This is a genomic window from Streptomyces ochraceiscleroticus, assembly GCF_000720485.1.
GTDB lineage: Bacteria > Actinomycetota > Actinomycetes > Streptomycetales > Streptomycetaceae > Streptomyces > Streptomyces ochraceiscleroticus.
Genome location: NZ_JOAX01000004.1, coordinates 330,276 through 355,645, shown reverse-complemented (window position 1 = coordinate 355,645; position 25,370 = coordinate 330,276). Strand labels below are relative to the sequence as shown.

The following is a 25,370-nucleotide window of genomic DNA, read 5'->3' as shown; positions in this document are numbered from 1 at the left end:
CGTACGACACGTGCGTACGCCATGGACGCGGAATGCGTACCGCGTTCCGCGTCTCTCGACCGTAACAGTTTTTGGCACTCACTGTCATGATGGCACTGAGGGGCGAAAAGTGGTCGGCAGTGGGTCGCCCTGCGGGCTCCGTCCGGTGTCCGGGGCGCTGGTTAGGGTGGAGCCACTGATGAGCGGCTTTGGACGGCGGAATGGACATCACGGTGGAGCAGCCTGGATCGCGGGACGCGGAGCGGGCGGACGGGTCCCGCCCGTCCGGCCGGCCGCCGCTGACCGAGCGGCGCAAGGCCGAGACGCGGCTGGCGATCGCCCATGAGGCGGTACGGCTGTTCGCCGAGCACGGTGTGGCGGCGACGTCGGGCGAGGACATTGCCCGCGCGGCCGGTATCTCGCCCCGCACCCTGTGGCGGTACTTCCCGTCCAAGGAGGAGTGCGTACGCCCCTTGCTGTCCGCGGGGCTGGAGAGCGCGGCCCGGCGGCTGCGCGAACTGCCCGCCGGCCGCCCGCTGCGGGAGGGACTTCAGGCGGGCGTACCCTCGGCCGCGGAGCGGGCGGACGTCTCCTCGGCGCTGTTGCGGCTGATCCGTCTGCTGCCCGACGAGCCGGGGCTGCGTGCCGTCTGGCTCAGGGTCCACCACGACGCCGAGCGCGTCTTCACGGAGGTCATCGCCGCCCGCACCGGCGCCGATCCCGACGGCCTGGTGCCGCGGCTGAAGGCCGTGATGCTCAACGGCGCGCTGCGCGTGGCCGCGGAGGAATGGGCCCGGCGGTCGGCCGAAGCGGACCAGGCGGCCGGTGACGAAGCCTTCCGCCGGGCGGTGCTGCAGGCTACGGAGTCACTGGACATCTGACGCCGCGATGACGGTGAGCGCCGCACGGGCCGCCTCGCGGTAATCGCTGTGCGTGCTCGGGAGTTGGTCCTCGAAGTGCGCGATGACGCGTTCGACGGCCTCCTCCGTTGGGATCTGTGCCAGTCCGTGCAGCGCGATGCCTTTCCCGTAGTACTGGATGGTGTCCAGGTACCGGATCAGTGGCGCCACGCACTCCCGGTCCCGCCGGTCGCCCAGAGCCCTGGCCGCGATGTATCGGATGTCCTCGGCGAAGGGCTGGTCGGCCAGGCGCCCGAGGGCAGTGATCGCTTCGGAGCCCGGGCATCCGGCGAGGGCGGTGGCCAGCGCCCGCTGCATGGGCATCGGCCATTCGCCCGCGCGCCCCACCAGCGCCGACAGTGTGGCAATGGCCGGGTGACCGACCCGGCCCAGGGACTCGATCGCGGCCCGTGCAATGTCCGTACTCTCTTCCCCGGCCATGGCGCCGAGCCGGGTGACCGCCTCGCCCACGGGAAAGTGGCCGAGCGCCTCCGCTGCCCGCATGCGCACCGCCTCGGAGGGGGAGTGGGTGGCCGCCAGCAGGACCGGCAGTGATTCCGGCGCGGCGATCAGGCCCAACGCCCGCACGGCACGGGCCTGGAGGCTGCGGGGCTCCGACTCGTCCCTGGCGAGTGACCCCAATGGCTCGGCCGCAGGCCCGTGCCGCAGCGTCCCCAACGCATCCACGGCCGCGGCCCGCAGCGATGTCCGGCCCGCCGGATCCAGCGCGGCCAGGAGCTGCGGAGCGGCATCCGCGCACCGCATGATCCCCAGCGTTACGGCCGCACCCCTGCGCTCGGCAGGATCGCTGTCGCCGGCCTCGGCGAGCAGCGCCAGCAGCCGTTGTGTGGGTAGCTCCGGAAGGCGGGCGATCGCCTCGGCCACGGCATCGGCGATCCGCTCGTCCGCCAGCCCGCTCACCAGGAAATTGACCGCCGCCTTGCCGCCCAACGCCCCCAGAGCCGCGGCCGCGGCCCGGCGCACGGTACGCGGCGCGGTCCCGGCGAGCAGCCGGGTCAACTCCCGGGTGAGACCGGCCTCGCGGAAGACGCCGGGGTTGTCGCGTACGACGTTGCAGACTGCGATGCAGGCGGTCTCGGACGGGTAGGACTGCCGCACCGACCTACCGTGACCGCCGTGCGGGTAGCGGAGGACGGCGGCCAGGGTCTGCCGGCCGTCCTCGGTCCGGGTCAGCAACGCGGCGGCCAGCAGGGCCGTTTCCCCGTCGCTGTCGTGCAGGAGGGTCCGCAGCTTGTGCGAAACGTCCCGATACCGCCGCGAGGTGGCCCACGGCGCGCCGGGCAGCTCCGTGAGAGCTCGGAGCGCCGCTCTGCGGAGTCGTGGCGAGGGTGTCGTGGAGTCGGCGAGATAGAGCAGAGCCGGCGCCGTGCGGGCATCGCGGAAGGACCCGAGTGCCTGTACCGCCTCGACGGCGTAGCCGGGCAGCACATTCCAGAGCACGGCCAGCAGCGGCATGACCGCCTCCGGGTCCTTGACCTCACTCATCAAACGGACGTGCGTCGATTCCGGTTCCCGGGCCAGCCGGTCCAGAAGCAACTTCGTGCCTTCTGGAGCCCCGAGGTCCACCAGCGCCTGGAGCACGGCGACTTCGAGGCGGTAGGACAGATACCGGAGTTCCTTCGTCCCGCCGTCCAGCAGCCGGCACAGCAGCGGAACCGCACGCTGTTCCCCCAGTCGCCCCAGCCCCCGCACGGCCTCCAGCAGCGGCGCGAGCCGCTTGTCGTCGTACTCCTCGACGCGCAGGCGCGCGTCATGCCGCTCCACACAGCGCAGCAGTACGTCCCTGGCGTACTGACCGCCGATGTCGGCGAGCAGCGCGGTCGCCTGCGCCGCCGAGAGGTCATCTCCGTGCTCCGCGATCCGGGCCAGGCCCTCGGCATCGCCCGCCAGCCGCAGCCGGGCGACCCCCGTCTTCCGCGGCTCACGCATCAGGGCCCCCGGATCTCGTCGCACATCGCCACATACAGCGGCGTGCCGATCACTACTTCTCTGGTCCGCCCCTCCTGGGTGACCGTGCCCCGCATGAGCTGCCGGGCCAGGAATTCGCACCACATGGCAGGCCCGGTCGCCTGCTGGGCGAAGGCCAGGGAGTCGCGCAGGGTTCCCCGGTCATCCAGCGAACCGGTGTTGCCGGGCCGGGCGTTCTGCAGCAGCCTGTGGAGCGATGGCAGCCACGAGTGCCCCACCCGGCCCAGCTCGGGCGACGGTTGCTCACCGCCCATCACGTGATGCGCCGACCCGATCAGTACCACCACCGGTTCGCTGTCCGTGCCCGTCATGAGCACCGGACCCCCGGCGCCGTCGGCTCCCGAGACCCGCAGCCCCGACTCGCCACGGAACCAGAACGCCGGCTCCGTCATCCAGCCGACGTCGTACTCACGCTCCAGAAACGCCTCGACGACCTCCAGCCGGTCGTAGCGCGACATCTCGCTCTGCGCCCGCTGTACCGAAAAGCTGACGACCTTGAGATCGACCTTGGCCTCCGTCACCAGCCGGGGGAGAAGCTTCTGCGGAATCTGCTCGAAGAGCATGTCCAGCTTCGCGTCGGACAAGTAGAGGTAGTAGCGCACCCTGTGTCCAGCCTCCCGCCCGTCCGTCCGCACCGTGGTCGGAAACAAAGTAGCCCGAGTGCAGGGTCGGCGGGGCTACAGCGCAGCCGGGACCATCGCCTCGATCAGATGCGGTCCCGGTTCCGCCAGGGCGCGGCGGAGTTGGTCGGCGAGCTCTTCGCAGGTGGTCGCCCGGGAGGCCGGGACGCCCATGCCTTCGGCGAGCTGGACGAAGTCCAGCGCGGGGGAGGAGAGGTCGAGGAGTGTTTTCGCGGCGGGCCCCGACAGATCGGCCCCGACCCGTTGCATTTCCAGGCGCAGTACGGCGTAGGCGTTGTTGTTGAGGATCACCGTCGTGACGTCGAGGTTCTCACGTGCCTGCGTCCACAGCGCGGAGATGGTGTACATCGCGCTGCCGTCGGCCTCCAGGCTGAGCACCGGGCGGTCCGGTGCCGCGATGGCCGCTCCGGTGGCGACCGGCATGCCCTGGCCGATCGCACCGCCGGTCAGGGTCAGTACGTCGTGCCGGGGTGCGCCGGCCGTGGCCTGCGGCAGGGACGCTCCCGAGGTGTTCGCCTCATCGGCGATGATCGCGCCCTCCGGGAGCAGCGCGCCGACGACAGCGGCCCAGTTCTTCCGGGTGAGAGGGCCGCTCGGCAGTGCCGGCGGGGCGGGTTCCGCCACCGTCGGTGCGGTGTCGGCGGCCACCTCTTCGGCGAGTGCCTCCAGCGCGGCGACCACGTCCTCGCCCCGGCCGGCGAGGGTGTGCACGCGGGCTCCCTCGGGTACCAGGTCGCTCGGCCGGTCAGGGTAGGCGAAGAACGACACGGGGGAGCCGGTCCCGGCAACGATCAGATGCCTGACGCCGTCCAGTTGCTTGGCGGCCTGCTCGGCGAAGTAACCGAGCCGCTCGATGGCGGGCAGGCCTGCGCCCCGCTCCAGCCGCGCCGGAAAAGTCTCCACGAACGCCCGCGCGCCCGTGGCGTTCGCGATCCTGCTCGTCGCGCGGAGCCCGGCCGCCCGGCACGCCCGGCCGCCGATCAGCAGCGCGACGGGTTCGCCGCTGCGCAGCACGTCGGCGATGACCGACACCGTCTGCGGGTCGGGAGCCGCGGGAGTACGTACGGGAAGTGGTTCGGCCACCTCGCCGCCCTCGCCCCACGAGGCGTCGGCGGGGAGGATGAGCGTCGCGACCTGCCCCGGCGGTTCCATCGACGCCGCCACCGTCGCCGCCGCGTCGGCTCCGACGTCGGCGACCCGGTCGGACTGCCGCACCCAGCCGCTCACCGACCCGGCCACCGGCTCGATGTCCGACTCCAGCGGCGCGTCGTACTTCTTGTGGTACGTCGCGTGATCACCCACCACGTTCACGATCGGGGTGTGGGCGCGGCGGCCGTTGTGGAGATTGGCCAGGCCGTTGCCGAGGCCGGGGCCCAGATGCAGCAGGGTGGCCGCCGGCTTGCCGGCGATCCGCGCGTAGCCGTCGGCGGCTCCGGTGACCACACCTTCGAACAGGCCGAGCACTCCGCGCATCTCGCGTACGGCGTCGAGCGCGGCGACGAAGTGCATTTCCGAGGTACCGGGGTTGGCGAAGCACACCTCCACACCGGCACGGACGAGAGTGCGGATCAGCGACTGCGCGCCGTTCATGGTCGGCCTTTCTCTCGTGTCCAGGCGGCTCGGCCTCGGATACTAAGCGGTCGTTAATTAGGTGTCGAGGGGTCTCGATCGTTGACCGTTGCGCATCGAAGCCGGTAACCCCACCAACTCGCCCGACTCGACGCATCGTGTCCGGGACGTGGACAGGCCCCGTGTCGCCGATTACCTTAGCGATCGTTCGTCTGGTCTCCTCTCGTCCGGACCGTCGCCACGTCCCTGGGACGGTTGCCGCGCCGAAACCCGCTGTGCCGATGCCGCGGACCCCGCCGAACGAGGCGTACCGCGTGCCCTTCTCCGAAGGAGACACCCGTGCCGACAACCGAAGTGCCCGGTACCCGCGCCGCCCCCGCCCCGTCCGCCGGTGAATCCCGGGCCAAAGCCTGGGGTTTCACCGGCCTGCTGATGCTGCTGTACATCGTCAACTGGGCCGACAAGGCCGTGTTCGGCCTGGTGGCCCAGCCACTCGCCGAGGAGTTGCATCTCAACTCCTCGCAGATCGGTCTGATCGGCAGCTCCTTCTTCCTGACCTTCACCGTCGGCAACCTGATCGCGGGCCTGCTCAACCGCTGGACGGCCCTGAAGTGGTCGCTCGCGCTCCTCGCGGTCGGCTGGTCGTTCGCCATGCTCCCGCTGGTCGTCTCCGCGACCTTCACCGTCCTGCTGCTGAGCCGGATGCTGCTCGGCTTCCTGGAAGGACCGTCGGGCCCGATCATCCACACGGCGCTCTACTCCTGGCACCCGCGCGAGAAGCGCGGCCTCCCCTCGGCGTGCATCACGGCGTGCGCCTCGATCGCGAAGATCGCGGTCGCCCCGGCGCTGGCCGTCGTGGTCGCCGCCTACGGTTGGCGCACCGCCTTCGTGGTCCTCGCGGCCGCGGGCCTGGTCTGGCTGGTGATCTGGCTCCCGACCTGGACGCCCGGCCCGTACGGTGAGGACAAGGCCGCCGGGACGAACGGAGCCGCCGACGAGCCCGCCGTCCCGTGGTCCAAGGTGCTCCTGTCGCCCACGTTCCTCGGAGCCGCGCTCGCGGTGATGTCGATGTACGCCCTGGTGACCGTGGTGCTGACCTGGCTGCCTTCGTACTTCGAAATGGGCCTGGGCTACAGCCGCGTGCAGGCCGGCACCATGTTCGGCTTTCCGAGCATCGCGTCGATCGTGGTCATGTTCGGGCTCTCCTGGACCGGCGACCGACTGATCGGGCGCGGCGCCACCTCGCGCGTCCTGCGGGGCGTCGTCCCCTCGGTGGCCTTACTGGTGTGCGGCGCCACGATGGCGCTGCTGCCGAGCATCGGCACGCCGGCCGCGGCGGTGGCCGTCGTCTCCATCGGCTACGCCTTCGGCGCCAGCATCTTCCCGCTGTTCAACGCCGGCCTGGCGGAGATCGTTCCGCCGCGCCAACTCGCCAGTACCCTCGGCATCTTCATGGCGCTGATGTCCCTCGGCGGCGTCTACGGCCCGTACCTCACCGGCTGGATCGTCGACCAGGCCGCCAACCCCGCCGTCGGCTACGGACGGGCCTTCCAGATCTTCGGGGCCATGGTGCTCGTCGGCGGATTCGCGGCGCTCCTCGGCGTCAACCCCGAACGGGACGCGGCCCGGCTGCGAGGAACGGCCCGGACCCCGGACCCGAAGGGCCTCCGCTGAACGATCGGGAAGGGACCCCATGTATCCAGGTGCCCACGCCACAAGAGACCCGCACCGCGCCGCCGTCATCATGGCCGCGTCCGGTGACCGGCTGACCTATGCGGAGCTGGACGAACGCTCCATCCGCCTGGCCCACGTGCTGCGCACGGCGGGCCTGCGCCGGGGCGATGTGGTCGCCCTGCTCACCGACAACTCGATCCACGCGTACGAGGTGTACTGGGCGGCGGTCCGCTCCGGTCTCTACATCACCCTCGTCAACAACCACCTCAGCGCGCCCGAAGTCGCCTACATCGTGGGGGACTCCGGAGCCACCGCACTGGTGGTGTCGCACGCGCTGGCCGGCCTCGCGGAGGAGCTGCGGGACGCGACGCCCGCGGTCCGCGTCCGGCTGGCCTACGGCGGCCCGGTCGAGGGGTACGAAAACTACGAGACCGCGCTGGCCGCCGCGTCGCCCCGGCCGCCCGCCGACCAGCCCAGGGGCGCCGATCTGCTCTACTCCTCGGGAACCACCGGCCGGCCCAAGGGCATCCGCCCCGAGCTCCCGGACCGCCAGGTGGGGGAGCCCGGCGACACACTCGTCGAGATCCTGCAGGCGGTGTACGGGTTCGACCGGGACACGGTCTATCTGTCCCCGGCGCCGGTGTACCACGCGGCCCCGCTCCGGTGGGGCGCGTCGGTGCACGCGCTCGGCGGCACCGTCGTGATGATGGAGCGCTTCGACGCCGAGGGCGCGCTCCGGGCGATCGAGCGCTACGGCGTGACGCACAGCCAGTGGGTGCCGACCATGTTCCTCCGGATGCTGCGGCTGCCGGAGAAGGCCCGCACCGCGTACGACCTGGCCGGCCACCGGGTGGCGGTGCACGCCGCCGCGCCGTGCCCGCCGGACGTCAAGCGCGCGATGATCGACTGGTGGGGGCCGATCCTGTACGAGTACTACGCCTCGACCGAGGGCGTCGGCATGACGCTCATCAAGTCCGAGGAGTGGCTGGCCAAACCGGGCTCGGTGGGCCGGGCCCTGCTGGGAGAGCTGCGCGTCTGCGACGACGAGGGCCGGGTGCTGCCCGCCGGCCGGACCGGAACCATCTACTTCGCGCGCGAGGAGCGGCAGTTCGAGTATCTGGGCGACCCGGAGAAGACCAGGGACGCGCATCACCCGGACCATCCGAACTGGGCCACCACGGGCGACATCGGCCATGTCGACGAGGACGGCTATCTGTTCCTCACCGACCGCAAGGCATTCATGATCATCTCGGGTGGGGTGAACATCTACCCGCAGGAGGTGGAGGCCACGCTCGCACTGCATCCCGACATCGCGGACGTCGCGGTGATCGGCGTGCCGGACGAGGAGATGGGGGAGGCGGTCAAGGCGGTCGTCCAGCCGTCGCCGGACGCCCGCCCCGGCCCGGAACTGGAGCGCCGACTGATCGACTACGTACGGTCCCGCATCGCGCACTACAAGGCGCCGCGCAGTGTCGACTTCGTCGACGAGCTGCCGCGCACCCCGACCGGCAAGCTGGTCAAGGGCAAGCTCAAGGCGCGGTACGCGGCGGAGAGCGGAGGTGGAGCGTGAGCTCGGATTCGTACGGCGCGCATGCCGGTACCGAGCCCGCCGGGATCGACCCGGGCGCGGTGAGCGGGTGGCTGACCGCCCAAGTACCGGGAGCCGTACCACCGTTCACTTTCTCGCCCGTCTCCGGCGGCCGCTCCAATCTCACCTACCGCGTCACCGACGGCGCGGGGACCGTACGCGCCCTGCGCCGCCCGCCCACGGGCGGGGTGCTCGGCACCGCCCACGACATGAGCCGGGAGTGTCGGTTCCTCACCGCACTCGCCCCGGCCGGAATGCCCGTGCCGGAACCCCTCGCGTACTGCGACGACGAGGCGGTCACCGGGGCCGAGTTCTATGTCATGGCGTTCGTCGAGGGAGCAGTGGCGGCCGATCAGGATGCCGTACGGAGCTGGTCGCCAGAGGTCCGCCGGCGGGCGGGTGAACAGGTCGTCGAGGTACTGGCAGCGCTGCACCGGGTCGACCCCGACGACGTCGGACTCGGCGGCATCGCGCGGCGCGACGGCTATGTCGAGCGGCAGCTCCGCCGGTGGCAACGGCAGGTCCACCAGTCCGGCGCGCCCGATCTGGCCCTGCTCGACGAGGTGCACGACGCGCTCCTCGCGCACGTCCCCGCGCAGCGCGGCGGAATCGTGCACGGCGACTTCCGGCCGGGCAATCTGTGCTTCGCGGCGGACGGCACCGTACTCGCCGTCTTCGACTGGGAGCTGGCCACCCTGGGCGACCCGCTCGCCGACCTGGGCTGGCTCATCTCCACCTGGGAGGAGCCGGGGGACAAGATCCCGCCGACCACTCCGGGCCCCAGCGCGGCACCGGGATTCCCCACCCGGGCCGAGCTCATCGACCGCTATGCGCGCCTCTCCGGCCGTGATGTCTCCGGCATCGAGTACTACGTCGCCTTCGCCCGCTGGCGCTCGGCGTGCATCAGCGCCGGGGTGCGCGCACGGTATCTGGCGGGGGTGATGGCCGACGACGGTTACGCGGACGAGCTCCGGGCGCAGCAGGGGCTCCGCCAGGGCGAGATCGCCTTCGAGGCGGTACGGGAACTCGGCCTCCTCTGACGGTGCATCAGGGGCCGTTGCCGGTGAGTGCCGCGGGGCCGGTCACCGGCCCCGCGCCGCCCTGCGCCGGGCCAGCAGTTCGACCGGGATGTCCATGGTCCGGGTGCGAATGTACTCGCCCACGGCCTTGCCCACCTGGTCGGCGCGGAGGTTGCTGGAGCCGCCGTTGCCGAGCAGGCCGCGCAGTACGAAATGGACCGCGTGCAGATGCGGGAACTCGTGGCGGACGATGTCCAGCTCCTTCGCCTCGGGGACCATCCGCCGCAGCTCGTCGGTGCTCAGCGCGGACCGCAGCCACGGCCACGCCTCCGGGTCGGTCGCCCAGATGCCGACATTGCTGTTGCCGCCCTTGTCCCCGCTGCGGGCGTGGGCGATCCGGCCCAGCGGGGCACGCTCGGTACGGGCCCGCGGGTACGGAGCGGGCTCCGCGTGCACCGGCTGCCCCGCCGGCGCCTCGGTGACGGCCGGCGGCGCGACGGCGATGCGGCGACCGTCCGCCAGTACGACCTGGTGCTCGACGGCCGCCATGGGCAGCAGCCCCGGCCAGTACTCGATGCGCGGCTGCGGCCCGGTGACCCGCTGCGCACCGGTGTCGTAGTAGAAGCCGGGGACGCTGCACAGGAACAGGCCGCCGATCCGCCCGGCGAAATTCGCGTACTCCAGCGGCTCCCGCTCGCGTGCGGTGGCCATGATGCGGACCGGTACGGTCGCCTCCCACTGGCTCTGCGGATCGGCCGCGACGGTGCCGATGATGCTGACGTCCAGCTCGTCGACGCCCGGCCCGGCCACCTGGTCCCGGATCTGGGTGCGCAGCAGCTCGTACTTCTCCTCGATGTCCAGCCCGGTCAGATAGACGGTCATGACGATCTGGTGGCCGATCGGGGCGAAGAGCGCGACCTTGGTGGTGGGCGGCGGCGGGGAGCCGGCCGTACCGGAGACCCGCACCCGGTCGGGGCCCGCCTGGCTCAGCCGGACGGTGTCCAGGTGGACGGTCACATCGGGGTTGAGGTAGCGCGGGCCCTGGATCTCGTAGACCAACTGGGCGGTGACGGTGTCGACGGTGACCGTGCCGGGATCGCGCCCGTGCTTGGTGATCACGCTGCTGCCGTCGGCCGCGACCTCGGCGATCGGGAAGCCCGGCCGGTGCGCGCCGGGGATCTCGGTGAAGCCGGAGAAGTTGCCACCTACGGCGTGCGGCCCGCACTCGATGATGTGTCCGGCGACGACGGCTCCGGCCAGCCGGTCCCAGTCCTCGGTGCCCCACTCGTGCCACCAGGCCGCCGGGCCGGCCGTCAGCGAGGCGTCGGTGACCCGGCCGCAGACCACGATGTCGGCGCCCTCCCGCAGCGCCGTGGCGATGCCCCGGCCGCCGAGGTAGGCATGGGCGCTGATCGGCTCGGCGTCCCAGGCCGACAGCGGCTCACCGGTGTCCAGATTCTCGAACCGGTGCCCGGCAGCGCGGAGTTCGTCCAGCCGGGGCTGGAGGTTGTCGCCCTCGACATGCGCCACCCGGAGCGTCACACCCGCCTCCGCGATGGCCTCGCGCAGGGCGTTCGCCAGCGCCTCCGGGTTGAACGCGCCGGCGTTGGTCACGACCTTCATGCCGCGCTCGGCGAGGGCGGCGAGGTGCGGGCGGATCTGGCGGAGGAAGTAGGTGATGTATCCCTTCGACGGGTCCTTCGTGTACAGCGGTGACATCGACGCCAGCGTGATCTCGGCGAGGTAGTCGCCCATCAGCACATCCACCGGGTCACCGGCCATGGCCTCGTCGAAGGCGCTGTAGCGGTCGCCGTAGTAGCCGGAGAAGTTCGCGATGCGGACCGGCCGTCGGTTCATGTGCTTCATTCCCCTCTGACTTCTCCGTGAATGAACGATCGTTCAGGTACGAGAATGGCGGGTGCGGCGGAGGGTGGCAAGCCCCGCCGCGGGACGACCTCGGCCGGGGCCGGGACGCGTACACTGACCGACGTTCGTTCAGGCGTAAGGAGGGCACCGGTGCGAGGTGCAGGCCAGCAGGCCATTCTGGAGGCCGCCCGGCACGAGTTCGCGGAGCGCGGCTACGCCGCCGCGTCGATCCGGGACATCGCCCGGCGGGCCGGCGTGAGCCTGTCGGCGATGTACCACTACTACACCGGCAAGCAGGAGCTGCTGCACGCACTGGTGAACGACAGCGGTCAGGCGTACTTCGAATCCTGCCGCAAGGAGCTGGAAGCGGCCGGCGACGACCCGGGGGAGCGGCTGGCCGCCCTGGTGCGGGCCACCGTGCGCTACCGCGCGGAGTACCGGCTGGAGAGCAGCCTGACGCTCACCGAGTGGCGCAGCATGTCCGCGGGGCAGCTCGAGGACTTCCAGCGCCGCCAGTTCGACGGCTCCCGGATGTTCCAGCAGATCGTCGAGGACGGGGTGGACCAGGGGGTCTTCCGCACCCCGCACCCCGAGGACGCACGGCGCGGTGTGATCGCGATGTGCAACGCGATCGCCCAGTGGTACCGCGAGGGCGGCGAGCTGAGCGTGGACGAGCTGGCCGAGCGCTATGTGGAGCTGGCGCTCGTACTCGTGGAGTACCGCCCGGCGGGGCGGCGCCCGCGCCACCCCGCCTGACGGGCCCTCAGCAGTCGCGACTCAGGACATCTCCTCGGGGCGGACGGGCCACGGTGGTACGACATCGAGGTGGTCGGCGATGCGGGCGGGGAACTTCGGGGGGCGCTTCTCCAGGAACGAGGTGACGCCCTCGGCCGCGTCCGGGGCCTGGCCGAGCCGGTTCATCGCCCGCGAGTCCAGCCGGTGCGCCTCCCACGGAGTCGAGGCGCCGAGCATCGACCACAGGAGCTGCCGGGAGAGCGCGACCGACACGGCGGAGGTGTTCTCCGCGATCTCGGCGGCGATGGCGTATGCGGTCGGCAGCAGCTCGGCCCCCGGTACGACCCGCGAGACGAGCCGGCCGGCCAGCGCCTCCGACGCGTCGAAGACCCGCCCGGTCGCCACCCACTCCATCGCCTGCGAGATCCCGACAATCCGGGGCAGGAACCAGCTCGAAGCGGCCTCCGGCACGATGCCGCGGCGGGCGAAGACGAAGCCGAACCGGGCCGTGTCCGAGGCGATCCGGATGTCCGCCGGGAGCGTCATCGTGGCGCCGACGCCGACCGCGGGCCCGTTGAAGGCCACGATCACCGGCTTGCGCGAGGCCGCGATCCGCAGTGACACGCAGCCGCCGCCATCGCGAGGCGCCCCGCCGACGGTAGCGAAGTCGGCACGCTCGGCGGCCCGTTGCGGGTCGCGGTGGTCGAAGGTCGCGGCCCCGCCCTGCAGATCGGCGCCCGCGCAGAAGCCCCGCCCGGCGCCGGTGAGCACCACGGCCCGTACGGCGTCGTCGGCATCGGTGGCGTCCAGCGCGGCGATCAGCTCGGCGGCCATCGTGGTGGTGAACGCGTTGAGCCGTTCCGGGCGGTTCAGTGTGATCGTGGCGATGTTGTCGGCGACGGCGTAGCTGATCTGCCTGTAGTCGGTCTGGGTGTTGTCGGTCACTTGACGGCCCACTCTCCCGTGAACTCCGGTTCCCGCTTCTCGTTGAAGGCGGCGATGGCCGCCGGCGCGTCCGCGGTCGCGAAGTTGACCGTCTGGGCGCGTGCCTCGCTCGCCAGCGCGTCCCGCATGGTCCGGTCCGCCCCCTCATTGAGCAGCGCCTTGTTCTGTGCCAGCGCCACCGGCGGCCCGGCGGCCAGCCGCTCGCCGAGGCCGGTGACGAACTTGTCCAGCTCGTCCGGCTCGACCACCCAGGTCACCAGGCCCAGCCGGTGCGCCTCGTCCGCTTCGATCATCTCGGCCAGCAGCGCCAGCCGCTTGGCCTGCTGCAGCCCCACCAGCTTGGGCAGCAGCCAGGAGCCGCCGAAGTCCAGCGACAGACCGCGGCGCGCGAAGATCTGCGAGAACCGGGACCGCGCGGTGGCGACCACGAAGTCGCAGCCCAGGGCGAGGTTCCAGCCCGCGCCGACCGCCACGCCGTCGACCTTGGCCACGGTCGGTACGGGCAGCTCGTGCAGCCGCAGCGCGATCTCGTTGATCCGGTGCATCCGGGACAGCGGATGCGCTTCGGCGCGCCGGCCGGAAAGATCGGCACCGGCGCAGAACGCCCCGCCGGCCCCGGCCAGCACGACCGCCCGCACCTCCGGATCGTTGCCCGCCGCGGTCAGCGCCTCGCCCAGCGCGTTCCACAGCTCGTCGTTGATGGCGTTCTTGCGGCGCGGACGGTTCAGCGTCAGCGTCAGGACGCCACCGGCGCGGTCGGTCAGCAGTACGGGCTCGTCGTCGCTCATGGCGTCAGGCCCAGCCTTTCTTACGGCGGTGGAGGAGAGGTGGTCGGTCACGGCCGGCAGAGAGCCGGTGGCCGGGCCGGCTAAGCCATGGCCTTGAGCCGTTCCAGGTCGGCCAGGCGGCGCGCCGGATCGGGCGATACCGGGTTGACCTTGAGGGTGGTGACACCGGCGGCCCGATAGGCGGCGAGGCGTTCGGCGACATAGGAGGCGGGCCCGATCAGCGAGATGTCCCGCAGCAGATCGGCGGGGACCGCGGCGGCGGCCTCCTCCTTGCGGCCGGCCAGATAGAGATCCTGGATCTTGGTCGCCTCGGCCTCGTAGCCGTAACGGCGCGCGAGGTTGTTGTAGAAGTTCTTGCCGCGCGCGCCCATTCCGCCGATGTAGAGCGCCAGTTGGGGCCGGGCCAGGTCGATCAGCTCGTCGACGTCCTCGCCGAAGGCCAGCGGTGCCTGCGCCACGATGTCCAGCGGTCCGAGCGCCGGGTCACGCCGGGCCGCACCCTCGGCCAGCGACGGCCCCCAGACCTGGCCCGCCTTCTCCGGGTGGAAGAAGATGGGCAGCCAGCCCTCGGCAATCTCGGCGGTCAGCGCCACGTTCTTCGGCCCGATCGCGGCGAGGATGACCGGGACCCGGTCCCGCACCGGATGGTTGATGAGCTTGAGCGGCTTGCCCAGCCCCGTGCCCCGCTCGGCCGGGAGGGGGATCTGATAGTGCTTGCCTTCGTGGACGACCTTCTCGCGGCGCCACACCTGCCGGCAGATGTCGACGATCTCCCGGGTGCGCGCCAGCGGAGCGTCGTACGGCACGCCGTGGAACCCCTCGATGACCTGCGGCCCCGAGGCGCCGATCCCGAGGGTGAACCGGCCGCCGGAGACATAGTCCAGGCCGGCCGCGGTCATCGCGGTCAGGCTGGGCGTCCGGGTGTAGATCTGGAGGATGCCGGAGGCGATCTCCAGGCGTTCGGTGCGCGCGGCGATGAAGCCGAGCTGGCTGATCGCGTCGTAGGAGTACGCCTCCGGGACGAAGACGATGTCCAGTCCGGCCTTCTCGTAGTCGCCGAGCACCTCGACGGTCTCCTTGAAACCACCGCTGTAGCTCAGCATCATGCCGATTCTCATGCCTGCCTCCGGGTGTCCTGAGCCGCCGGGCCCGCCACTGCCGCGTGCCGGGCGCGCAGCTCGTTCTTGAGGATCTTTCCTGCCGCGGAAACGGGGAGGGCCGGGACGAAGTGCAGTTCGCGCACCCGCTGGTACGGGGCGACCCGCTCGGCCACGTACGCCATCAGCTCCTCGGCGGTGGCCGCGGCGCCGTTGCGCAGCACCACATAGGCGGCGGGGATCTCGCCCGCGTCCTGATGTGGCACACCGATCACCGACGCGGTGGCGACCGCGGGATGACCGGCGAGGATGTCCTCCAGATGCACGGGATACACGTTGTAGCCCTTGTAGATCAGCATGTCCTTCGCGCGGCCGGAAAGAAAGAGGTGGCCCCGGTCGTCCAGGTGGCCGGTATCGCCGGTGCGCAGCCAGCCGTCGCGGAACTGATCGGCCGTCAGGTCGGCCATTCCGTGGTAGCCGTCGGTGATCTGCGGCCCGCGGGCCCACACTTCACCGGTCTCGCCGGCCGGCAGCTCGCGCTCCAGGTCGGTCAAGTCACGGATCGACAGTTCGGTGTCCGGCAGGGGGAGACCGACGGAGCCGGGCGGGATGCCTGCATCTCTGTCCAAGGGGTGCAGCACCAGCGCCACCGTGGCCTCGGTGAGGCCGTACCCCTCGGTGATCCGGGCGTGGGGAAACAGTTCGGCCAGGCGCCGCCAGGTCTCCGGATCGATGGGCGCGGCACCGGAGTTGACGACCGAGACGGACTCCATCCGCCGCCCGGCGGCCGCCGGCGAGGCCAGCAGCGCCCGGTACATCGTGGGGGAGCCGTTGAGCAGGGTGACCCGGTGCTCGTCCACATCGGCGAGGAAGCGTTCGGGGTCGAAGCGGGAGGAGAGCACCGTGGTGGTACCGACCAAGGTGTTGGCGACCATGCTGGCCAGCCCCAGTGCGTGGAAGAGCGGTGCCACCGCGAGCGTGACCCCGGTACCGGGCGGCCGGTGCCAGGATGTGGCCCGCTCCTTGTCCTGCTCGGCGCCGAGCACCCCGTCGACGAGCACCGTACGGGAGGCCGAGCGGACCCAGCTCACCTGCGTGACATTGGCGACCAGATTGCGGTGCAGCACCCGCACCGCCTTGGAACGGCCCGTCGTCCCGCCCGTGTACGAGAGGTGTGCCAGGTCCTCCGGGCCGCGCGGGACGCGCTCCGCGGTGCCGTACCCCAGCAGGGCCTCGGCGGCCACCACGGTCCCGCCCGACGGTGCCGGCGCGGTCGCTTCGGGGCCGGGGACGATGACGGCGCGGGCCCCGGAGTCCTCGATCTGGGTGGCGAGCGCCGCGGCGGGCTGCGCGGGGTTGGCGGGGCTGACGACCGCACCGGCGTACAGGGTGCCCCAGTAGGCGACCGGGAACCACAGGGTGTTGGGGAGCAGCAGCAGTACGGTGTCGCCGGGCCCGATGCCGTACTCGCGCAGTCCCCGGGCGAAGCGCAGCGCGTGGTCGTGGAGTCCGGCGAAGGTGAGGGTCCGCTCGCCGTCGCGCACCGCGACACGCTGCGGGTAGTGGTGCGCGGCCCCGGCAAGGACGGCACCGGCGTCCACGGACGGGTAGTCCAGCGTGGTACGGGTCATGCGATGACTCCTCGCGCGGTCAGTCTGTCGAGCTGAGCAACGGTGAGGCCGGCATCGGCCAGGACACCCAGGGTGTCCTCGCCCGCCTTGGGCGCGACGCCGGGCGCGGTCGCCGGGGTGGCAGAGAAACGGGGTGCCGGGGCGGGGCGCAGCGGGCCGTCCGCATTCAGGAACGTGCCGCGGGCCGCGTTGTGCGGATGCGCCGCGGCCTCGGTGAGGGAGAGGACGGGCGTGACACACGCCTGGGTACCGGCGAAGTGCTCGGCCCACTCGTCCCGGGTACGGGTCGCGAAGACCCCGGCGAACCGCTGCCGCACGGCGGGCCAGTTCTCCCGCGCGCCCTGCGTGCCGCACTCGGGGTCGTCCGCCAGGCCCAGTCCACGTACCAGATCGGCGTAGAACCGCGGCTCGATCGCGCCGACCGCGACGTGGTTGCCGTCCGCGCAGCGGTAGGTCGTGTAGAACGGCGCGCAGCCGCTGAAGAGGTTGACGCCGCGTTCCTCCTGCCACATCCCGTGGGCGAGGAACCCATGGGTCATGGCGAGCAGCAGGGCGCTGCCGTCGGTCATGGCGGCGTCCACCACCTGGCCGCTGCCGGTGGCGCGGGCGTGCAGCAACGCGCTGACCACGCCGAGCGCCAGCAGCATCCCGCCGCCGCCGAAGTCGCCGATCAGGTTGAGCGGGGGTACGGGGTCGCCGCCGGCCGGGCCGATCGCGTGCAGCACACCGGTGAGCCCGATGTAGTTGATGTCGTGGCCGGGGGCCTGGGCGAGCGGGCCGTCCTGGCCCCAGCCGGTCATCCGCCCGTACACCAGGCGCGGGTTACGGGCCAGGCAGTCCTCCGGGCCCAGGCCCAGCCGCTCGGCGACGCCCGGCCGGAACCCCTCGATCAGGGCGCCGGCGGAGTCGGTCAGACGCAGTACGGCGGCGGCGCCCTCGGGGTCCTTGAGGTCGACGGTCACCGACCGCCGGCCGCGCAGCAGGACCGTGTCGGCGGCGCTGACGCGCGCGCCGGGCCGCTCGATCCGGATCACCTCGGCACCGAGACCGGTGAGCACCATGCCCGCGAACGGGCCCGGGCCGATGCCGCCGAGCTCGATGATCCGGACTCCGGCGAGTGGCCCGCCGGGCGGGTCCGGCGGATCCTGCGCGTATGGTCCGGTGGACATCAGCGGCCGGTCCAGCGCGGGGCGCGCTTCTCGGCGAATGCGCGCGGGCCCTCCTTGGCGTCCTCGGAGACGAAGACGGGCTCCACCAGGGCCTTCTGGCGCTCCTTGGCCTCGGCGGCCGGCCAGACGGTGGAGCCCACGACGACCTCCTTGCTGACCCGGACCGCGAGCGGGCCGTTGGCCGCGATGGCGGCGGCGAGGTCACGGGCGCCGTCCAGCGCGCCGCCGGGCTCGGCGAGCCGGTTGACCAGACCGTAGCCGTGGGCCCGGTGGGCGTCGAGGAAGGCGCCGGTCAGGGCCAGTTCCATGGCGATCTGGTACGGCAGGCGCTGCGGCAGCCGCAGCAGTCCGCCGGCCGCGGCGACCAGCCCGCGCTTGACCTCCGGAAGGCCGAACTGCGCGTTGTCGGCGGCCACGATCAGATCGCAGGCGAGGGCGAGTTCACAGCCGCCGGCCAGCGCGTACCCCTCGACCGCCGCGATCAGGGGCTTACGGGGCGGCGCGTCGGTGAGGCCGGCGAAGCCGCGCCCCTCGATGCCGGGGCGCTCGCCCTTGAGGAACGCCTTGAGGTCCATCCCTGAGCAGAAGGTGCCGCCGGCGCCGGTGAGGATGCCGACGGCCAGGCCGTCGCGGGCGTCCAGCTCGTCGATCGCGGCGGCGACACCCTCGGCGACGCTCAGGTTGACGGCGTTGCGGGCCTCGGGGCGGTTGATCGTGATGACGGCGATGCCGTCGGAGAATTCAGTGTGGACCGCATCGGTCATCGGTGGCTCCGTACGGGGTGGGCGGCCGCGAAGGGCCGGTGCGGGTGCGCTTTCTTCGGGACCGGTCCGGATGACGCGGGTTCTTACTTGGGAGCCATCCGGATGGCGCCGTCGAGGCGGATGACCTCGCCGTTGAGCATCGGATTGTCGACGATGTGCGCGACCAGCGAGGCGTACTCGTCCGGGGTGCCGAGGCGCGACGGGTGCGGCACCTGCTTGCCCAGCGAGTCGCGCAGCTCCTGCGGGGCACGGCCGAGCAGCGGGGTGTCGAACAGGCCCGGCGCGATCGTCGTCACGCGGACCTGACGGTTCGCCAGGTCGCGGGCGATGGGCAGGGTCATGCCGACGACACCGCCTTTGGAGGCGGAGTACGCGGCCTGTCCGATCTGGCCGTCGAAGGCGGCCACCGACGCGGTGTTGACGATCACGCCCCGGTCGCCGTCCACGGGCTCGTTGCCGACCATCTTCGCCGCGGCCAGCCGGATCACGTTGAAGGTGCCGATCAGATTGACCGTGACCACCTTGGTGAACCGCTCCAGCGGGAACGGGCCTTCCTTGCCCACCGTACGGGCCGATCCGCCGATGCCGGCGCAGTTGACGGTCACCCGCAGCGGCGCCGGCCTCGACGCGGCCTCCACCGCACGCGCCACGTCCGCCTCGTCGATCACGTCGCCGGCGACGAACACCGCCCGCTCGCCCAGCTCCTTCGCCACCGCCTCGCCGTCGGAGGTCGGCAGGTCGAACAGCACCACGTGGGCGCCCGAGGCCAGCAGTTTCTTGGCGGTGGCCAGGCCGAGGCCGGAGGCCCCACCGGTGACAAGAGCGGAAACACCGTCGGTGCGCATGAGAGAACCCCACTTCCTTCCCTGTGGCGGGCTGCCACCGGAGGGCGGCCGCGTGGGAGCCCCTCGCGATGAGCGTTCTCCGCTCCCGGCCGAGGGGCTGCCAGTGCCGCGCCTGGTCTGCTAACTTAACGAGCGTTCGGCAACTGCCGCCCACAGGCAACCACAGCCCCATGGCGGTGTCAACGGAAAGGACAGCCGTGGCACTTGAGATCAGCGGCACCGTGCAGTGGCAGGCGTGGCAGGACCGCGTCCTGCCGCCGGTCGAGCGGGTGCGCGAGGGGCTGTGGTCCATCCCCGTACCCATCCCCGACAACCCGCTGCGCTACGTCCTGGTGTACGCGCTCGAAGCCGGCGACGGCGTCGTGCTCATCGACGCGGGATGGGACGCCGAGGTCTCCTGGCAGGCCCTCAACGACGGCCTGGCCGAGCTGGGGACCGCCGTCGGGAACGTCAAGGCCGTCCTCGTCACCCACAGCCACCCCGATCATCTCGGCCTGGCCGGCCGGGTGCGCGAGGCATCGGGGGCGTACGTCGCCCTGCACACCCTGGACGCCACACTCCTCGGCGCGGACACCGAGACCCGGGACAAGTGGCACAGCAGCCTCCTGCAGTACCTGACCACGCACGGGGTCCCCGGCGCCGAGGCCGCCGCGACGGTGGACGGCATGAACAGCGACCTGGTGTTCGGGGCCGCCCGCCCGGACGTGCTGCTGCAGGACGGGGAGCGGATCAAGCTGCCGGGGCTGGACCTGCGGGTGGTGTGGACCCCGGGGCACAGCCCCGGCCACTCCTGCTTCTACGAGCCCGAGCGGCGGCTGCTGTTCTCCGGCGACCATGTGCTGCCCCGGATCACCCCGGCGGTCGGCGTGTACGCCCAGACCCCCGGCGACCCGCTGGCCGACTTCCTGCTCTCGCTGGAGCGGCTGGAGCGGTTCGACGTCGACGAAGTGCTGCCGGCGCACGAGTACCGCTTCCGCCGGCTGGACGAGCGGCTGGTCCAGATGGCGCGGCACCACACCGAGCGGCTGGCGGAAACGCTCACCGCGGTGCGGGCGGCGTCCGGCGCCACCGCGTGGGAGCTGTCGGCCCGGCTGAAGTGGTCGCGCCCCTGGGCCGACTTCGGCGTGCAGCAGCGGCGGTTCGCGCTGGGGGAGACGCTGGCGCATCTGAAGCTGCTGGAGGCGAGGGGTGAGGTTGTGGAGGCAGTCGAGGGCACTGCGGCCGGGCCGGCTCGTTGGTATCCGACTCGTTGACATCGCCGCGCTCCGATTGGGAGAGTGCACCTCTGTCGAACGACCGTTTAGCTGAGAGGCGCTGAGCGTGATCAAGGCCAGGTCCACCCAGCCGCTGCCGCCGCCCGCCCCCGCGGGGGTCTCGCTGCTGGAGCTGCTCGACCTGGAGGCCGTGGACCGCGACCTGTACCGCGGGAACGTGGTCTTCGACGAGCCGTTCGCGCTCTTCGGCGGGCAGGTCGCCGCGCAGGCGCTGATGGCGGCGGGGCGCACCGTCGGCCCCGATAGGACACCGCACTCGATGCACGGCTACTTCCTGCGCGCCGGGGATTCCGGCCGCCCGACCGTCTTCCGGGTCGAACGGGACCGGGACGGCCGCTCGTACTCCGCGCGCCGGGTGGTCGCGCTGCAGGACGGTGAGGTCATCTTCAGCATGTCCGCGTCGTTCCACGTCGCCGAGGACGGCAGGGACCTCCAGGCGTCGCCGGTACCGGACGCGCCACCGCCGGACACGCTGCCGACCGGGACGATGCCGCGGCTGGCCTCCTTCGAGGCCCGCCAGCCGCAGCAGCCGTACCCCGAGGCGTCCTGGCCGACCCGGTTCTGGGCGCGCTGCACCGCGGACCTCGGGGACGACCCGCTGCTGCACACCGCCGCGCTGACCTACCTCTCCGACGTCCTCAGCGGTCTCGCGCCGCTGCGGGACGAAAGCTGGACCCCGATGAGCAGCCTGGACCACGCGGTGTGGTTCCACCGCCCGGTACGGCTCGACGACTGGGTGCTGCTCGACCTCGTACCGCATACGACGGGTGGCGGGCGCGGCTGGTACACCGGCACGGTCAGCAGCGCCGACGGCGTCCTGCGGGCGAGCCTGACCCAGGAGCAGCTCTACCGTCAGCGCCGCACCCCACAGGAGAAGCGCATCTCGGAGTGACCTTCAACCGCACCTCACCGGAGACGGGGAGGGAGAGGGAGGCCGTATGCAGGCACACGACAACGACGCCGTGGCCGCTGCCCGACGGATGTCGTACGGGGCCCAACTGGCCCGCTGTGCAAGGAAGTTCCCCGACCGCATGGCGATGCGGCACGGCACGCGCGCGCTCACTTTCACGGAGCTGGACGAGCGGGTCAGCCGGCTGGCGAACGCGCTGAGCGCCCGCGGGGTCGAGCGCGGCAGCCGGGTCGCGGTCGTCATGCACAACCGTATCGAGACCGCCGAGAGCTATCTGGCAGCGGTCCGGCTCGGGGCGATCGCGGTACCGGTGAACTTCCGGCTCGTCGCCGCCGAGATCGCGTACATCCTCGCCGACTGCGGCGCCACCGCGCTGCTCGTCGACGAGCGGCTGGCCGCCACCTGCGCGGAGGCGGCGCGCGATGTCGAGGGGCCGATCACCGTGCTCGTCACCGGGGACCCGGCCGCGTACGGTCCGGACGCCGAGCCGTACGAGGCCGCACTCGCCGCCGCCTCGCCGCAGGACCCCGGCATCGACGTACCGGAGAACGACCCGGCATTCCTCATGTACACCTCCGGCACCACCGGTCGCCCCAAGGGCGCCGTGCTCACCCACTTCAACCTGGTCATGGCAGCCTTCACGGTGCTCTCCGCGACCGGCGGCATCCGGCGCGAGCCCGATGTCTCGCTGCTCGGGGTGCCGATGTTCCACATCGCCGGGCTGAGCGTGACCCTGCGTGGGCTGCTCAGCGGCGGCCGGCTGGTCATCGACGCGTCGTTGGCGTTCGATCCGGCTGCCTTGGTCGACGTACTGGAGAAGGAGCGGATCACGAGCTGTTTCCTCGTACCGAGCCAGTGGCAGGCGGTCTGCGCGGTGCCCGGGATCAAGGACCGCGAGCTGGCATTGCGCACGCCGGTGTGGGGCGCGTCCGTCGCGCCGCCGTCCGTACTGGAGTCGCTGCAGGAATGCTTCCCGGACGCCCCCGCCTACAGCGCGTTCGGGCAGACCGAGATGAGCCCGACCACCACGATGCTGCGGGCCGAGGACGCGGTGCGGAAGATGGGATCGGTCGGCACCCCGCTGCCGGGCATCGAGGTGCGGATCGTCGACGAGGAGATGCGGGACGTTCCGGTCGGGGAGGTCGGCGAGATCGTCTACCGCGGGCCGACGACGATGCTCGGGTACTGGAATAAGCCGGCGGAGACCGCGGCCGCATTCGCGGGCGGCTGGTTCCACTCCGGCGACCTGTGCCGGATGGACGAGGAAGGATTCATCTATGTCGTCGACCGCAAGAAGGACATGATCATCTCGGGCGGGGAGAACATCTACTGCGCCGAGGTCGAGGCCGCCATCGACGCGCACCCGGGCGTCGCCGAGGTCGCGGTGATCGGCGTCGACCACCCCAAGTGGGTACAGACGCCGCGCGCGGTGGTCGTCCCGGCCGACCCGGCGAACCCACCGGCCGAGAAGGAGCTCATCGACCACTGCCGCTCCAGACTCGCCTCGTACAAGAAGCCGACTTCGGTGGTCTTCGTGGACGCCATGCCGCGCAACGCGAGCGGAAAGATACAGAAATTCCGGCTGCGCGAGCGGTACGGCCGGGAGGCCGATTCCCACGACTGACCGGCCTCACCCTGCGGCGGCTCGGGGTAGGACACGCGCCCCTGACCGCGCCCGCCCCGTGAGGGCTCGGCTCAGACGTCCGTGAAGCGCGGCTCCCGCTTCTCGAAGCGTGCCGCGACCGCCTCCGCCTGGTTGGGACTGCCGATCAGGGCGCCGATCTCCTTCTGTTCCTCGGCGAAGCCGGTGCCGAGGTCGGTGCGGCCGCCCAGGTCGAGCAGCCGTTTCGCCGCGCGGACCGCGTGCGGGCTGTGCTGGGCGATCTCCCCGGCCAGGGCGAGCGCCTCGGCGAGCGGGTCGGGCGCGGTGCGGGTGGCGAGGCCGATGCGGGCGGCCTCCTCACCGCCGACGATCCGGGCGGTCAGCGTCAACTCCTTCGCCACGTCCCGGCCGACGAGCTCCGGAAGTAGCTGAGTGCCCGTCATATCCGGTACCAGCCCCCACGCCACCTCGAACACGCTGAGCCGGGCGTCCGGCGCCACGATCCGGATGTCGGCGCCGAGCGCGATCTGCAGGCCACCGCCGAGCGCGTTGCCGCGCAGCGCGGCGATCACCGGAACGGGCAGCTCGGCCCACACGTACGCCGCGCGCTGTCCGGCGGCCTGCGCCGGCCCGTCCGACGGCGGGAGCTGCGCGAGTCCGGAGAGCCGCTGCCCGTCCCGCATCGCCCGGAACGAGGTGAAGTCCAGCCCGGCGCAGAAGTCCGGACCCTCGCCCGACAGCACCACCACCCGCACCCCGGGCTCGCTCTTCAGTCGCTCCCCGGTCGTCACGAGTGCCTCGAACATCGCCGGGTCGAGCGCGTTGCGTTTCTCGGGCCGGTTCAGCCGGACATCGGCGATCCCGTCGGCCAGTGTGACGGTCACCCGCTCGGATGTCCTGGACGTATCGGATGTTTCAGACGTGCTTGCCATCCGCTTTCTCCCTCTTCCCTCGGCGTTGAGGACGCTGCCATGCTAGCCGAACGATCGTTAAGGAGGAGTCATGGATGATGAACTCCCCGCGGAACTGACCCGGAAGCTCGCGGAACTCGACGCGTTCATCGAGCGCGAGATCGCGCCCTTGCGCTCTGGACAGGTGTGCAGTGCAGGTATAACTTAACGATCGTTCAAGAGACCGGTGTGATGGTTCGAGAGACCGCGGAACGAAGGGGTTGCTGTGCGCCTTTCGGTGTTCAACGAGGATCACGAGGCTTACCGACAGACGCTGCGGGACTTCATCGACAAGGAGGTCGCGCCGGTCCATCACGAGTGGGAGGAGCAGGGGCACCCGCCGCGGGACTTCTACCGCAAGCTCGGCGAGCTGGGCGTGCTGGGCATCCAGGTGCCGGAGGAGTACGGCGGCGCCGGCGAGAGCAGCTTCAAGTTCGCCGCGGTCACCATGGAGGAGACGGCCCGGGCCGGCGTCTCGTTCGGCAACTACTCGGTGCACGCCAACCTGATCCTGCCCTACCTGATGAAGTACGCCACCGAGGAGCAGAAGCGGCGCTGGCTGCCCGGCTTCGCGAGCGGCGACATCATGACGGCGATCGCCATGACCGAGCCCGGCACCGGCTCGGACCTGGCGAACATCCAGACCAAGGCGCAGCTCTCGGCTGACGGACGGCACTACGTCCTCAACGGCGCCAAGACCTTCATCACCGGCGGTGCACTGGCGGACCTCATCCTGGTCGTGGCGCGCACCACCCCGTACGACCCCGAGGACCGGCGCGCCGGCCTGTCCATCCTGTGCGTGGAGACCGCCTCCGAGGGCTTCGCGGTCGGCCGCAAGCTGCAGAAGATCGGGCTGAAGGCGTCCGACACCGCCGAACTGTCCTTCACCGACGTCAAGGTCCCGGTGGAGAACCTGCTCGGCGAGGAGGGCAAGGGCTTCTCCTACCTCTCCCACAACCTCCCGCAGGAGCGGCTGTCCATCGCGCTGGGCGCCGCGGCCTCCGCGGCCGCCGCACTGCGTTTCGCGACCGGGTACGTCAAGGACCGCACGGTCTTCGGCAAGCCCGTCGCGCACTTCCAGAACACCAAGTTCGTCCTGGCGGAGTGTGCGACCGAGGTCGAGGCGGCGCAGTTGTTCGCCGACCGGGCTCTGGAACTGCACGACGCCGGGGAGCTGACCGTCGCCGATGCCGCCAAGGTGAAGCTGTACTGCACCGAGGCGGCGGGTCGCGTCATCGACAAGTGCCTCCAACTGCACGGCGGTTACGGCTACATCACCGAATACCCGATCGCCCGGCTGTACGCCGACACCCGTGTCTCGCGCATCTTCGGCGGCACCAACGAGGTCATGAAGACCATCATCGCCAAGTCGCTCGGCCTGTGACACCGCCCTTGCCACGGCCCTTTCCACGTCCCTTCCCCCGCACGTACCGAG

General features: G+C 71.5%; 21 protein-coding genes. 9 read left to right on the top strand and 12 right to left on the bottom strand.

The window, feature by feature from the left end; translation table 11 throughout:
- Positions 1 to 200 precede the first annotated feature (200 nt).
- Entirely contained in the window at positions 201 to 860 is a 660-nt protein-coding gene (locus tag IG84_RS0107415; RefSeq protein ID WP_078648663.1) for a TetR/AcrR family transcriptional regulator, read from the top strand.
- On the opposite strand, the gene IG84_RS0107410 is transcribed toward IG84_RS0107415, so the two are convergent.
- The 3 genes from IG84_RS0107410 to IG84_RS0107400 all read right to left on the bottom strand — a co-directional run bounded on the left by IG84_RS0107410 (position 846) and on the right by IG84_RS0107400 (position 5,098).
- Positions 846 to 2,828: a HEAT repeat domain-containing protein gene (locus IG84_RS0107410; protein WP_051861480.1), complete on the bottom strand. Its 1,983-nt coding sequence runs from the start codon at positions 2,826 to 2,828 to the stop codon at positions 846 to 848. The genes IG84_RS0107415 and IG84_RS0107410 overlap by 15 nt on opposite strands.
- On the bottom strand, positions 2,828 to 3,469 hold the full coding sequence (locus tag IG84_RS0107405) for a DUF7019 family protein (RefSeq protein ID WP_031052805.1): 642 nt from the start codon (positions 3,467 to 3,469) through the stop codon (positions 2,828 to 2,830). The genes IG84_RS0107410 and IG84_RS0107405 overlap by 1 nt, the downstream gene beginning before the upstream one ends.
- Before the next feature lie 75 nt (positions 3,470 to 3,544).
- The gene (locus IG84_RS0107400; RefSeq protein WP_031052804.1) at positions 3,545 to 5,098 is read right to left on the bottom strand and encodes an acetolactate synthase large subunit; all 1,554 of its coding nucleotides are present in this window, start codon (positions 5,096 to 5,098) and stop codon (positions 3,545 to 3,547) included.
- Between the two features lie 318 nt (positions 5,099 to 5,416).
- On the opposite strand from IG84_RS0107400, the gene IG84_RS0107395 reads away from it, so the two are divergent.
- From IG84_RS0107395 to IG84_RS0107385, 3 genes are read left to right on the top strand one after another with little or no spacing between them, the layout of a single operon-like run.
- A complete protein-coding gene (locus tag IG84_RS0107395; protein ID WP_211266427.1) occupies positions 5,417 to 6,751 on the top strand; it encodes an MFS transporter in 1,335 nt (444 codons plus the stop codon).
- A 19-nt stretch (positions 6,752 to 6,770) separates the two neighbouring features.
- Positions 6,771 to 8,321 (top strand): acyl-CoA synthetase, encoded by a 1,551-nt coding sequence (locus tag IG84_RS0107390; protein ID WP_031052789.1) that lies wholly within the window; start codon positions 6,771 to 6,773, stop codon positions 8,319 to 8,321.
- A complete protein-coding gene (locus IG84_RS0107385) occupies positions 8,318 to 9,379 on the top strand; it encodes a phosphotransferase family protein (protein WP_037799451.1) in 1,062 nt (353 codons plus the stop codon). Before IG84_RS0107390 ends, IG84_RS0107385 begins: the two co-directional genes overlap by 4 nt.
- 42 nt (positions 9,380 to 9,421) lie before the next feature.
- Here IG84_RS0107385 and IG84_RS0107380 read toward each other — a convergent pair whose 3' ends face one another.
- A complete protein-coding gene (locus IG84_RS0107380; protein WP_107053830.1) occupies positions 9,422 to 11,215 on the bottom strand; it encodes an acyclic terpene utilization AtuA family protein in 1,794 nt (597 codons plus the stop codon).
- A gap of 159 nt (positions 11,216 to 11,374) precedes the next feature.
- Between IG84_RS0107380 and IG84_RS0107375 the strand changes: the two genes are divergently transcribed.
- A complete protein-coding gene (locus IG84_RS0107375) occupies positions 11,375 to 11,980 on the top strand; it encodes a TetR/AcrR family transcriptional regulator (RefSeq protein WP_031052780.1) in 606 nt (201 codons plus the stop codon).
- 21 nt (positions 11,981 to 12,001) lie between these two features.
- On the opposite strand, the gene IG84_RS0107370 is transcribed toward IG84_RS0107375, so the two are convergent.
- From IG84_RS0107370 to IG84_RS0107340, 7 genes are all read right to left on the bottom strand, one after another.
- Entirely contained in the window at positions 12,002 to 12,904 is a 903-nt protein-coding gene (locus tag IG84_RS0107370; RefSeq protein WP_037799448.1) for an enoyl-CoA hydratase-related protein, read from the bottom strand.
- A complete protein-coding gene (locus IG84_RS0107365) occupies positions 12,901 to 13,692 on the bottom strand; it encodes an enoyl-CoA hydratase/isomerase family protein (protein ID WP_031052774.1) in 792 nt (263 codons plus the stop codon). The genes IG84_RS0107370 and IG84_RS0107365 overlap by 4 nt, the downstream gene beginning before the upstream one ends.
- An 80-nt stretch (positions 13,693 to 13,772) precedes the next feature.
- Complete coding sequence (locus tag IG84_RS0107360) at positions 13,773 to 14,810, bottom strand: LLM class F420-dependent oxidoreductase (RefSeq protein ID WP_031052772.1); 1,038 nt, start codon at positions 14,808 to 14,810, stop codon at positions 13,773 to 13,775.
- Positions 14,807 to 16,420 carry a class I adenylate-forming enzyme family protein gene (locus tag IG84_RS0107355; RefSeq protein WP_051861479.1) on the bottom strand — a complete coding sequence of 538 codons (1,614 nt, stop codon included), beginning with the start codon at positions 16,418 to 16,420 and terminating at the stop codon, positions 14,807 to 14,809. The genes IG84_RS0107360 and IG84_RS0107355 overlap by 4 nt, the downstream gene beginning before the upstream one ends.
- Positions 16,417 to 17,589, bottom strand: a complete 1,173-nt coding sequence (locus tag IG84_RS0107350; protein WP_031052769.1) for a CaiB/BaiF CoA transferase family protein — start codon at positions 17,587 to 17,589, stop codon at positions 16,417 to 16,419. Before IG84_RS0107350 ends, IG84_RS0107355 begins: the two co-directional genes overlap by 4 nt.
- Positions 17,589 to 18,353: a crotonase/enoyl-CoA hydratase family protein gene (locus IG84_RS0107345; protein WP_031052767.1), complete on the bottom strand. Its 765-nt coding sequence runs from the start codon at positions 18,351 to 18,353 to the stop codon at positions 17,589 to 17,591. The genes IG84_RS0107350 and IG84_RS0107345 overlap by 1 nt, the downstream gene beginning before the upstream one ends.
- Before the next feature lie 83 nt (positions 18,354 to 18,436).
- A complete protein-coding gene (locus IG84_RS0107340; RefSeq protein ID WP_031052765.1) occupies positions 18,437 to 19,198 on the bottom strand; it encodes a 3-hydroxyacyl-CoA dehydrogenase in 762 nt (253 codons plus the stop codon).
- 197 nt (positions 19,199 to 19,395) lie between these two features.
- Here IG84_RS0107340 and IG84_RS0107335 point away from each other — a divergent pair, with 197 nt between their 5' ends.
- The 3 genes from IG84_RS0107335 to IG84_RS0107325 all read left to right on the top strand — a co-directional run bounded on the left by IG84_RS0107335 (position 19,396) and on the right by IG84_RS0107325 (position 23,006).
- Entirely contained in the window at positions 19,396 to 20,451 is a 1,056-nt protein-coding gene (locus IG84_RS0107335; protein ID WP_211266426.1) for an MBL fold metallo-hydrolase, read from the top strand.
- A gap of 67 nt (positions 20,452 to 20,518) precedes the next feature.
- A complete protein-coding gene (locus IG84_RS0107330) occupies positions 20,519 to 21,364 on the top strand; it encodes an acyl-CoA thioesterase (RefSeq protein WP_245659250.1) in 846 nt (281 codons plus the stop codon).
- 46 nt (positions 21,365 to 21,410) lie between these two features.
- Positions 21,411 to 23,006, top strand: a complete 1,596-nt coding sequence (locus IG84_RS0107325) for a long-chain-fatty-acid--CoA ligase (protein WP_051861477.1) — start codon at positions 21,411 to 21,413, stop codon at positions 23,004 to 23,006.
- A 71-nt stretch (positions 23,007 to 23,077) separates the two neighbouring features.
- Here the strand turns inward: IG84_RS0107325 and IG84_RS0107320 are convergent, their stop codons facing one another.
- Complete coding sequence (locus tag IG84_RS0107320; protein ID WP_031052757.1) at positions 23,078 to 23,869, bottom strand: crotonase/enoyl-CoA hydratase family protein; 792 nt, start codon at positions 23,867 to 23,869, stop codon at positions 23,078 to 23,080.
- A 292-nt stretch (positions 23,870 to 24,161) separates the two neighbouring features.
- Between IG84_RS0107320 and IG84_RS0107310 the strand changes: the two genes are divergently transcribed.
- Complete coding sequence (locus IG84_RS0107310) at positions 24,162 to 25,319, top strand: acyl-CoA dehydrogenase family protein (protein WP_031052754.1); 1,158 nt, start codon at positions 24,162 to 24,164, stop codon at positions 25,317 to 25,319.
- Positions 25,320 to 25,370: the final 51 nt, after the last annotated feature.